12 protein-coding genes, 1 tRNA gene and 1 pseudogene are annotated in these 9,448 nt (G+C 61.6%); 5 read left to right on the plus strand and 9 right to left on the minus strand.

The features are described 5' to 3' along the window. Positions 1–38: 38 nt before the first annotated feature. On the minus strand, positions 39–695 hold the full coding sequence (locus J7E82_RS13360) for a hypothetical protein (protein ID WP_308113809.1): 657 nt from the start codon (positions 693–695) through the stop codon (positions 39–41). 40 nt (positions 696–735) lie between these two features. After that, positions 736–951, minus strand: coding sequence for a hypothetical protein (locus J7E82_RS21215; protein ID WP_308113810.1), 216 nt, complete (start codon positions 949–951; stop codon positions 736–738). Positions 952–1,113: 162 nt separating this feature from the next. Here J7E82_RS21215 and J7E82_RS13365 point away from each other — a divergent pair, with 162 nt between their 5' ends. Beyond that, a complete protein-coding gene (locus J7E82_RS13365) occupies positions 1,114–1,392 on the plus strand; it encodes a putative quinol monooxygenase (protein WP_214863416.1) in 279 nt (92 codons plus the stop codon). Positions 1,393–1,484: 92 nt separating this feature from the next. On the opposite strand, the gene trxA is transcribed toward J7E82_RS13365, so the two are convergent. From trxA to J7E82_RS13390, 5 genes are all read right to left on the minus strand, one after another. Further along, on the minus strand, positions 1,485–1,856 hold the full coding sequence (gene trxA, locus J7E82_RS13370; protein WP_214863418.1) for a thioredoxin: 372 nt from the start codon (positions 1,854–1,856) through the stop codon (positions 1,485–1,487). Positions 1,857–2,001: 145 nt separating this feature from the next. Next, the gene (locus J7E82_RS13375) at positions 2,002–2,547 is read right to left on the minus strand and encodes a thioesterase family protein (protein WP_214863420.1); all 546 of its coding nucleotides are present in this window, start codon (positions 2,545–2,547) and stop codon (positions 2,002–2,004) included. Positions 2,548–2,689: 142 nt separating this feature from the next. Next, positions 2,690–3,706 carry a glycoside hydrolase family 16 protein gene (locus tag J7E82_RS21040; RefSeq protein ID WP_308113812.1) on the minus strand — a complete coding sequence of 339 codons (1,017 nt, stop codon included), beginning with the start codon at positions 3,704–3,706 and terminating at the stop codon, positions 2,690–2,692. A 365-nt stretch (positions 3,707–4,071) separates the two neighbouring features. Next, positions 4,072–4,153, minus strand: a tRNA-Tyr gene (locus tag J7E82_RS13385). 169 nt (positions 4,154–4,322) lie between these two features. Further along, a complete protein-coding gene (locus J7E82_RS13390; RefSeq protein WP_214863422.1) occupies positions 4,323–4,589 on the minus strand; it encodes a hypothetical protein in 267 nt (88 codons plus the stop codon). 249 nt (positions 4,590–4,838) lie between these two features. Between J7E82_RS13390 and J7E82_RS13395 the strand changes: the two genes are divergently transcribed. Then, a complete protein-coding gene (locus J7E82_RS13395; RefSeq protein WP_214863423.1) occupies positions 4,839–5,330 on the plus strand; it encodes a YajQ family cyclic di-GMP-binding protein in 492 nt (163 codons plus the stop codon). Positions 5,331–5,457: 127 nt separating this feature from the next. Here J7E82_RS13395 and htpX read toward each other — a convergent pair whose 3' ends face one another. Both htpX and J7E82_RS13405 read right to left on the minus strand, forming a co-directional pair. Beyond that, positions 5,458–6,327, minus strand: a complete 870-nt coding sequence (gene htpX, locus J7E82_RS13400) for a zinc metalloprotease HtpX (protein ID WP_214863425.1) — start codon at positions 6,325–6,327, stop codon at positions 5,458–5,460. A 70-nt stretch (positions 6,328–6,397) separates the two neighbouring features. Then, positions 6,398–7,670 (minus strand): annotated as a pseudogene (locus tag J7E82_RS13405) (MFS transporter). A 55-nt stretch (positions 7,671–7,725) separates the two neighbouring features. Between J7E82_RS13405 and J7E82_RS13410 the strand changes: the two are divergent. The 3 genes from J7E82_RS13410 to J7E82_RS13420 form a co-directional block, all read left to right on the plus strand. Further along, a complete protein-coding gene (locus tag J7E82_RS13410; protein ID WP_214863427.1) occupies positions 7,726–8,631 on the plus strand; it encodes a hypothetical protein in 906 nt (301 codons plus the stop codon). 30 nt (positions 8,632–8,661) lie between these two features. After that, a complete protein-coding gene (locus J7E82_RS13415) occupies positions 8,662–9,126 on the plus strand; it encodes a Fur family transcriptional regulator (protein ID WP_214863429.1) in 465 nt (154 codons plus the stop codon). A 24-nt stretch (positions 9,127–9,150) separates the two neighbouring features. Continuing rightward, positions 9,151–9,448, plus strand: a 298-nt coding sequence (locus tag J7E82_RS13420) for a catalase (protein ID WP_214863431.1), incomplete at its 3' end; no start/stop codon positions are given.

Consider the following 9,448-nt stretch of genomic DNA (forward strand, 5'->3'; position numbering starts at 1 on the left):
CAAGGCGCAGCATGGGCCGTAAGTGACCCCGCGTTGCCTTACATGCAGGCTCTTCGGATCCGCGCAATCACGCCTCGGAATTGCTCGGCCAGATCATCGGCATTGACCTTGAAGTAGGACCAGCCGGCGCAGACGAACGCCTCATCCCTGCGATTGTCCCGGGATTGTTGTTCGCGGGTAAGGTGATGGGCGCCGTCGTACTGAACGGCGATTCGGAACCGGCGGTATCCGAGATCAGCAGTTGGCGAGAGTTCATCCTGAGGATCGAGCCGCAACTGCAGCTCAGGCTCGGGGAGCCGGGCATCCAGCATCGCCAGCCGAAGGAAGGTTTCAGGAAACGAGTCGGCCCCGACCCGCATTTCATCAAGCGCGAGCCGCGCTTTCTCCACGCCTTTCATATTGGGGTGCTGCCGGATAAGCAGCCGTAGGCCTTCCTTATACGCGTAGGGTTCCGAGCGAAGTTCCAGGCCGGGCCGGGGAATGCGGATGAGTTGGTCGCCCATGGCAATCAGGTAGGGCAGCGGCAACGAGTGCGCGAGGTCCAGCCATGTTCGGGGCCGAACGGACACAGGAATGCCGTCAATCTCCATCACTTCGCCCGGGATCATGTGGACTCGGTGACCCACTACTCCGGCGCGGCGGACCCTGGGGAGTTCATGGGGTTTGCTGAGATGGATCCTCTGTTCCTGGCCCATCCATGGTGGCAAACCGAGGTTTGTAAGGATCGCAGCCGTCTCATGGGAAAATCCAAGCGTCGGGTGTTGCCGCCGTAAGCACGCGTGCCCGTTCGGTGAGTTGGAACTCCCTGCCCGCTGGAAGGTAAATCAGCCGGCCGCCGTCGGCAAGGTCATTGGCACGGAGGCGTTTTGCCGGAACGCCCGAGGCTCGAGCCTCGTGGACGGTGAACGGAACGTTGCTGAGGTTCTCAGGCAGCGGCGAGATGCGGACCATTGCCCCATTCTGGCCAACGGCTGCGCCACTCTTGACGTTATCCACAGGCCCTATGCCCAACAAGCAACGCGGGGTCACTTAACGCCCATTCGAAGCCGCAACATGGGCCTTAAGTGACCCCGCGTTGCTTTCGTGGAAGGGCGTCCCGGTATTGTGAAGCGCATGAGTGAACCCATTGACTTGAAGGCCACGTTCATCCCGAACGAGGGCGAATTTTTCCGCGTGAAGCTAGCCCTGGAAATCGCGATCGACGAGGTTGTGAACGAGCCCGGATGCATCCGCTACGAGCTCACGGAGGCTACGGAAGACAAGCTGGTATTGACGGAGCGATGGGCCTCCGAAGAAGACCTCGAGAAGCACTCGAAGGGAATCGCGGTCCAGGACCTGAATGAATCCCTCAGCGCTCTGCTGGCCGAACCCGTGAAGGTCGAACGGCTCTAGTTACCAGATGCACATATACCTGACGCAACAGGCCCCCGCTCGGATCCTTCCGAACGGGGGCCTTGCTGCAACTGAAATGCTTCGGGAGTGCGTTAGGCCCTTTCGGCGCGCTGCTTTGCCACATGGGCGTGGACTTCTTCCATGTCCAGGGCCTTGACCGCATCGATGACCTGCTCCAGCTGCGAACCGTTGAGGGCACCGGGCTGGGAGAAAACGAGCACCTTCTCACGGAAAGCCATCAGAGTGGGGATGGACGTGATCCCGGCTTCGGCAGCAAGCTGCTGTTCAGCCTCGGTATCTACTTTGGCGAAGAAAACATCCTCGTGCTTGTTGGACGCCGCCTCATAGGTGGGGGCGAATTGACGGCACGGTCCACACCACGCCGCCCAGAAATCCACCAGGACAATGTCGTTGCCCTCGATGGTCGATGCGAACTGTTCTCCAGTGATGTCAACTGTAGCCATGATTCCACGGTACGCGACCGGACTCGTGAAGTCGCGTCGCAGGCTCATCTGTTCGCTGGACGCGTGACCGGGAATAAACGGGCCGACGTCGGATATTGGTCGCCTTTGTGGTCTCCTGGAGCGGGGTTTACACCCAGGCAGGGAGTTAGACCCAGGCGTGGGGTGCCGGACGCCGGGCCCCCGGAAGGGCATTGTTTTCCCGCCATTCGTGGATCCATTCAGGCAGTTCAAGCCCGACGGGCGGTTCGCCGAATTCCGCCAGGATCTCCTCCTGGCTGACCGGCCTTCCCTTGGAGACGAGGCGGGTAGCGATGTGTGCCCTGGCATAGATCTCGCCGTCGGCCACCATGCGCTGCTCGAAGTAAATGGCCTTGGAATCCAATCCGATGATCCTGGTTTCTATGGTGTAGCGCTGCCACAGCTGGAGGGATTTCCGGAACGAGATGGTCTCCCCCGCAGCAACCGGGCTCCAGCCACGACGCCGCATCTTCTTAAAGACGCCGCTGCGCACCATAAGGTCGAAACGGCCCAGATCCATCAACGAGAAATACATGCCGTTGTTGACATGGACAGCAATGTCGACGTCGGTCGGCAGGACGCGGAGGGGAAGCGAGGACGCATCCCAGACTGACAGCGGTGGACGCCGCGAGGACGTGAAAAGCAGCAACAGAGTGCGCAGAAGCAAATGCATGCTGCTATGTTACCTGCGAGTAACAGCGCGTCGGGCGACAGAGCCCGCTTCAAGAAAGAACACCCCCGATCCGGAGACCGGGGGTGTTCACGATTTTTCTGCGCACCGGGGGGAGCGAACTGAGCTGGACCCTAGGACGCCGTTAGCACTGGTAGTGGCGTGCCCAGTCCACGTCCATGGTTGATTGCTGGGTGGTCGCACCGGACTTGGGGAACCAGTCAAGCTGCAGTGTGAGATGCATGGGCCCGTCCGGCTGATGCGCCGGATCCGAGTCCGAGAACCACAGCTGGCCGTCCACGTAACCCTTGATGCCGGAGGGGCACCACTCCACGGCGTAGTTGTGCCACTGAGTCATATCCAGCGGCTTCTTCGCATAGGTCTGCACGCCACTGGCACAGCCGTAGTGGAGGAAGAAGCTGATGTTTGCCAGATCGTTTGTTTGTTCGGCGAAATCAATCTCTGAGCATTTAGCCGACGGGCCGTCCGGCCAGAGGATCGCCACGGCATGGTATGTCGGGTCAGCGGCGCTGGTACGCATCCGAACTTCATACTTGCCGTACTGTTGCCTGGCAAACTTCGCGGACATGCCGCCTGTGGTGCCGTCCGGTTTGCCGGTGATGGTCATCATCCCGTTGTTCACGGTGATGGCCTGGGGCACACGCAGGCCGTTTCCAGCGTGGCCCGCCGAATTGTAGACACTCCATTTGGTGCTGTCAGGAGCACCTGCATAGTTGAACTCGTCGCCGGCCTTCACCGACCCCCAGCCCAGCACTTGTGCGGCCTCAGTGCCTGTCGACGCCAACGCTCCGCCCGCCGTCGGGACCGGCGTAGGCGTTGTAGTGGCCGTTGGGGTTGGCGTGGGGGTGGTGGTAGCGGTCGCCGTTGGAGTGGACGCCGTTGGAGTGGACGTGGCGGTGGGGGTAACCGTCGGAGTGGGGGTGGCGGTTGAGGTGGCTGTGGGAGCGGGGGTCGCCGTCGACGTCGGGGTGGCGCTGGCTCGGCCGAGGGCCTTGCCGTGTCCTTGGCTGTTATTGCCAGCCTGGGCGGCAGACAAGGCAAATCCTCCACCGCTGACGGCTATGGCCGTTGCTGTGAACAGCACCAGGGTACGCTTGCGGAATTTCAACATATTGGCTTTCCAGTTGGTCACAGTAGCCACATGGTCAGGTTGCTATGCCCATGAAATAAACGGGCGTGCGATGCGGCCCTTGAACCTGCCGAGGTGAGGCGTAACAATACCTTAGTGGCTGTGCCACGCGGCGGGGAACTCTACAAACGGGCCGGGCATGCCCATAAGGAGCCGTCGAACGTTTTCGTTCGCGACAGGCGCTCCCCCGGCGTGGCCGTGTGTAGTTTCGTTATGTGCAGACCGGTGCAAATCAGAACGGAAATTCATGCGGGACTGCTAACTGCGGCATGCCGTTATTTCTGATGCCCGGTAAATCCGGCCCGATGAAATCGGGTGCTGAAACCAAAGTGCCCCGTCCGGCGTGCGTGATGCATGTCGGACGGGGTCCGTTTGGGTGGCAGATGAGGGATTCGAACCCCCGTAGGCAGTGCCAGCTGATTTACAGTCAGCCCCCTTTGGCCGCTCGGGTAATCTGCCGAACTTCAAAAGAAGATCACTCCCTGCCCCTGGCTCGTTTCCGTTCCAGCGTTTGGGAGCAAGTCCACCTTACAGAACTTCCGTCGAAGAATCGAATCGAGCAATTCGACTCACCGAAGGCCCGATTTTGAGGCACGTCCGCGTGCGTTCAGGGCTTGGTTGACGACCATCAGGCCTCCCCGAGAATGCGACCGGCTAGTTTGGCCTCGAACTTCTCAGCCTGTTCGGCCGTGATCTGATTGAGCTCCACCGCCCTAAGCAGGTCACTGTGCACGCCCTCAAGCCGAGACACGGCGTCGGGAACTGGGCTCAAGACAACAGAGGCAGCGAGGGCTGCTGCGGCGACTGCGCTGGCCGCGGCAGCGGCTGCGGTGCCCATCGATCCTGCCGCTACCGCGGCGGACTTGGTTACATAGCGGACGGCCCTGTGCTCCATGTTTTTCCTTCCGGAAGGATCCTTCAACTAGCTCCAACTCTGTCCGGGCTTGTTCGGTTCCCGCCGTGAATGCGCTGAGAGCGGACTGTGAACAAGGAAACGCACCCGCCGCTCTCTCGCCAACCACAGCCGAGCCGCTTCATATCCGCGGCTTCCGTACTAGGCTGGATGGCAGACAAACGCCCCTCCGGCGGGCACCGCAAGCGCTGAGCGCACTCAAGATACCCGAGCACAATCTGAAGGAGAGTCATGGCTGGCGAATCCACGTTCGACGTCGTAAGCAAAGTAGACAAGCAGGAGGTCGCCAACGCCCTGCACCAGTCGCAGAAGGAGATCGCGCAGCGGTACGACTTCAAGGGAGTGGGGGCGGAAATCGACTTCAGCGGCGAAAAGATCCTGATGAAGGCCAACTCGGAGGAGCGGGTGCTCGCCGTGCTTGATGTCTTCCAGTCAAAGCTCATCAAGCGCGGCATCTCGCTGAAGTCCCTGGACGCCGGAGAGCCCTTCCCCTCGGGCAAGGAATTCCGGATTGAGGCCAGCATCAAGGAGGGCATCGCTCAGGACATCGCCAAGAAGATCAACAAGATCATTCGCGATGAGGCACCTAAATCCGTGAAATCCCAGATCCAGGGCGACGAGCTGCGCGTTTCGTCGAAGTCCCGCGATGACCTCCAGGAGACCATGGCGATCCTGAAGAACTTCGAAGAGGCGGACCTCCAGTTCGTGAACTTCCGCAGTTAGATGACTTCAGTCAGCAGGCTATGATTTCGGGTTGCTGCGGAACCATGGAATAACGACGACGGCGGGCGGCTGGCGGGCCTCTGGCAGGCCCCGGCCAGGTTCAGCGAGCGAGGCCAGCGTCCGGCGACTAAACCAGCGGTCGGCCGGCCATCCGTTCCAGCCGGGCGATGCGGTCCCGCATGGGCGGGTGCGTTGCGAAGAGCTTGACCATGGCCCCTCCGCGGAACGGGTTGGCGATCATCAGGTGCGAAGTGTTCACCATACGTTGGTCCTGGGGCAGCGGCACCTGCTTCACACCGGACTCGATCTTGTGCAGGGCGGAGGCGAGTGCCAGCGGATCGCCGGTTAGCTGGGAGCCGTCCTCATCGGCGTCGTACTCCCGCGTGCGGGAGATGGCGAGCTGAATAAGCGACGCGGCGAAAGGCGCAAGCAACGCCAGTGCAATCATCGCGAGCGGATTGGCGTTGCGGCGGTCACCGCCGCCGAAGAACAGCAGCATCTGGCCCACAGAAGTAATGACGCCGGCCACCGCTGCCGCCACGGACGACGTGAGGATGTCCCGGTTGTAGACGTGCATGAGTTCATGGCCAAGGACGCCGCGCAGTTCACGCATGTCAAGCAGGTGCAGGATGCCCTCGGTGCAGCAGACGGCTGCATTTTTGGGGTTGCGCCCGGTGGCAAAGGCGTTCGGAGTCATGGTGGGCGACAGGTAGATGCGCGGCATTGGTTGATTGGCCCGCGCCGACAGCTCCCGCACGATTTGGTACAGCTGTGGCGCCTGGGCTTCGGACACGGGATAGGCCGCCATGGAACGCAGCGCGATCTTGTCGCTGTTCCAGTAGCCGTAGAACGTAGTCGCGACGCCGATCAGCGCCATGATCCAGATAGGGGCGGAGCTGCGCGACCCTGCCCCGATGATGGCGCCAAGGCCGAGCAGCACGGCCCACAGCACGCCAAAGAGGGCTGCAGTCTTTAATCCATTGTGATGTTTGTGCACTTCAGGACTTTCTTCCGGCTTGGACTTCTGTAGCAGTTAACGCAGCTGATAGTCCGGCTGTTCCACCTGCCTACGGCAAGGGGTTTCTCGCATCGTACTTCACGAAACCCGGCTGCCAACGGGTTGATGCCCACGCCAAGGCTACGCACAGAAGGCCCCCGCACATCAGGACCCACCCCTCACTGAACCAGTTCGTGGCACCTCCTGCCAACAGGTCCCCAACTCGGGGTCCGCCGGCCACAACCACGATGAACACGCCCTGGAGCCGTCCACGAAGATGGTCCGGAGTCGCCGACTGCAGGATCGTCATGCGGAACACAGCACTTATTGAGTCCGCTATGCCTGCCAACAGGCAACACAACGCTGCGGGAATCAGCCAGGCCGTAACGCCGTCGCGCCCGGAATTCCCGGCAAGCAGGACCACCAGGCCGAAACCGAAAATCGAGGCACCCCAGCCGACCACTGACCAGATCACCGCGCTGCCCTGGTGCCGGACCCGCCCGAGCGGGCCGGAAAACAGTCCAGCCAGGAAGGCGCCTACCGCCGTCGAGGCGAGCAGCACACCGACAGTGGATTCGCCGCCGCCAATCATGACTGCGCCGATTGCAGGCATAAGCGCCCGGGGCTGGGCACAGATCATGGCGATAAGGTCAATGACGAACGTCATGCGAACGTTTGGGCACGAGCGAAGGAACTTCATCCCTTCCAGGACGGAACGGAGGCCCGCAGCATGGGGCTCCTTGCCTGGCGGCCAGGGGCGGCAACCTGGCGAGTGCCCAGAGGGCAAAACTGAAGGTCACGACGTCGATGGTGTAGGTCCAGCCGAAGCCGACGGATGCCACGAGGATCCCTGCCAGCAGCGGCCCGGCGGTCATCGCAAGTCCGGCAGTCAACATACTCAAGGCGTTGGCCGCCGGCAAAAGGTCCTTGCGCACTAATGCGGGAATGATGGCGCTCCGAGCCGGGGCGTTGATCCCTTGCGCGCCGCTCTGGACGGCCACCACGGCGTACAGCAGCCAGATGTTTCCAACGTCGAGCCACGCCTGAACGGCAAGGGCGAGAGTGCTCAGCCACAACACGAGCGACGCCCCAATGGCTACTTTCCGCCGGTCGAAGGCGTCGGAAATCGAGCCGCCGAAGAGTCCGGCGACCACCAGCGGGATAAGGGCAAAGACCCCGAGGAGGCCGATGTAGAAACTCTCCTGGGTAAGCCGGAAGACGTCTAGGCTGACCGCCACCAGGGTCAGTTGGGTTCCGACGGCGGCCACAGAGTTACCGAGCCAGAGGCGGCGGAAGTTTGGACTTTCCTTTAATGGCGTGACGTCGGCGAGAAGTTGTGTCACCGTTCAACCCTATGCGCTTGGTAGGCTCACAACGTCCCGAAAGGAGCCGCCCGCCATGCTGCCACGCCGATTGCTGTTCCGCTCCTCTATATGGGAAGTTGCCCGACCACGCACTCCATTGACTGAAGGACATCTGCTGGTGCGACTCAGCGACCCCTCAGTGGCCTTTGCCGAGGACTCGGCTGCAGATTGGCTTCTTTGCCACAATATTGCACGTGGAGCGTTGTCGCGCGTCCTCGGCGCGGAACGCTGTGGGCTGATGTTTGCCTACGAATGGCATCCTTTGGGTGACGCGATCGGGGAACCGGCTGCGGAATCGTCTACACCGACCTTCCATCTCTTTGGCCGCTGGGCAGGCGAGTCGTTGACGCCCGCCGACCAGCTGTTGATTCCGGCCTCACACCGCGTCCCGACGTCGGAGAACGTCCTGGACGAGCTCGACGGTGGGCTCCGCTCTGAACTGCAGCGGCAGGCCGCCGAAATTGCGCGGACGGAGGTTCATGAGTCGGAGCGGCACAGCGAGTCGGAGCGGCAGCCGGAAACAGATCAGCAGCCGAAAATGGAATCGGCCTCAGACGTGCAACCGGCATCAGACGCAGAGCCTGCATCAGGCGTGGAGCATCAAGTAGAGTCCGAGCCGCCAGCAGAATCCGAGCCGCTCCCCGTCTTGGCAAGGTGGAAAGCGACACAGGAACCGGGCAGCGGCTACAGGGTGTTCACGCCGGTTCGGCCGCTGCGGAAGATTGGCGACGCTTCGCCGCAGGATCTCCTTTCACTGGCAACAGGAATCATGGCCCTGCCCGTTGGCGGCGCCGCCAGTGGCTTTAGCTGTGTGGTAAGCGAGGCGGATGAATCCCATGAACGCCTGCAGCTCCATGCCCTTGGCCGCTCCAGGGCCGAAAAAGTCAACCCCCTCGAGATTTTCCTGCGTTCCTCCGAGGTTAGCCATACCTTATTGTGATTAGCTCATAATAAGTGCTTCAATGGAGGCATGACAGATCATTCGGCAGACCAGGAAGCCTGGGCTGCTGCCCTGCGTTCCCACGGCCGCCGCGTGACCAAACAGCGGCTGGCCGTGCTTGCCGCCGTCGAGCATCACCCGCATTCCCCCGCTGAGGGCATTCTGGCCGCGGCCCGTAAAGAGCTGCCGGAACTGACGGCGCAGTCGGTTTACGTCGTGCTTAGTGACCTCACGGACTTGCAGATGCTGCGGCGCTTCGAACCCCCGCATTCCCCTGCGCTGTATGAGACCAGGGTCGGGGACAACCATCACCATGCCGTCTGCATCAGCTGCGGCAGGGTGGAGGACGTGGATTGCGCCGTGGGCCATGCGCCCTGCCTGACCCCCCATTGGGACGAGGGCTCCAGGCCGATGACCATCCAGATCGCGGATGTCCTTTATCAGGGCATTTGCGAGGACTGCCAGCGCAAACAACAGCAACCTGTCCGAACGTAAAGAAACCCAAGAAATAGGAGAAAGATGACTGCGAACATCTCGACCGCTGTATCGACGACACAGTCCGGTGCGCCCGTCACGTCCGACGCGCATTCCAAGTCCGTCGGCGCCGATGGTGCCATCATCCTGACCGATCACTACCTGGTCGAAAAGCTCGCCCAGTTCAACCGCGAGCGGGTTCCGGAGCGTGTGGTGCACGCCAAGGGCGGCGGCGCGTTCGGTACCTTCAAGACCACCGAGGACTCCTCCAAGTACACCAAAGCAGCGTTCCTGCAGCAGGACGTCGAGACCGAGATGCTGATCACCTTACGGTCACTTGCCG

The organism is Arthrobacter sp. ISL-30 (assembly GCF_018613855.1).
GTDB lineage: Bacteria > Actinomycetota > Actinomycetes > Actinomycetales > Micrococcaceae > Arthrobacter.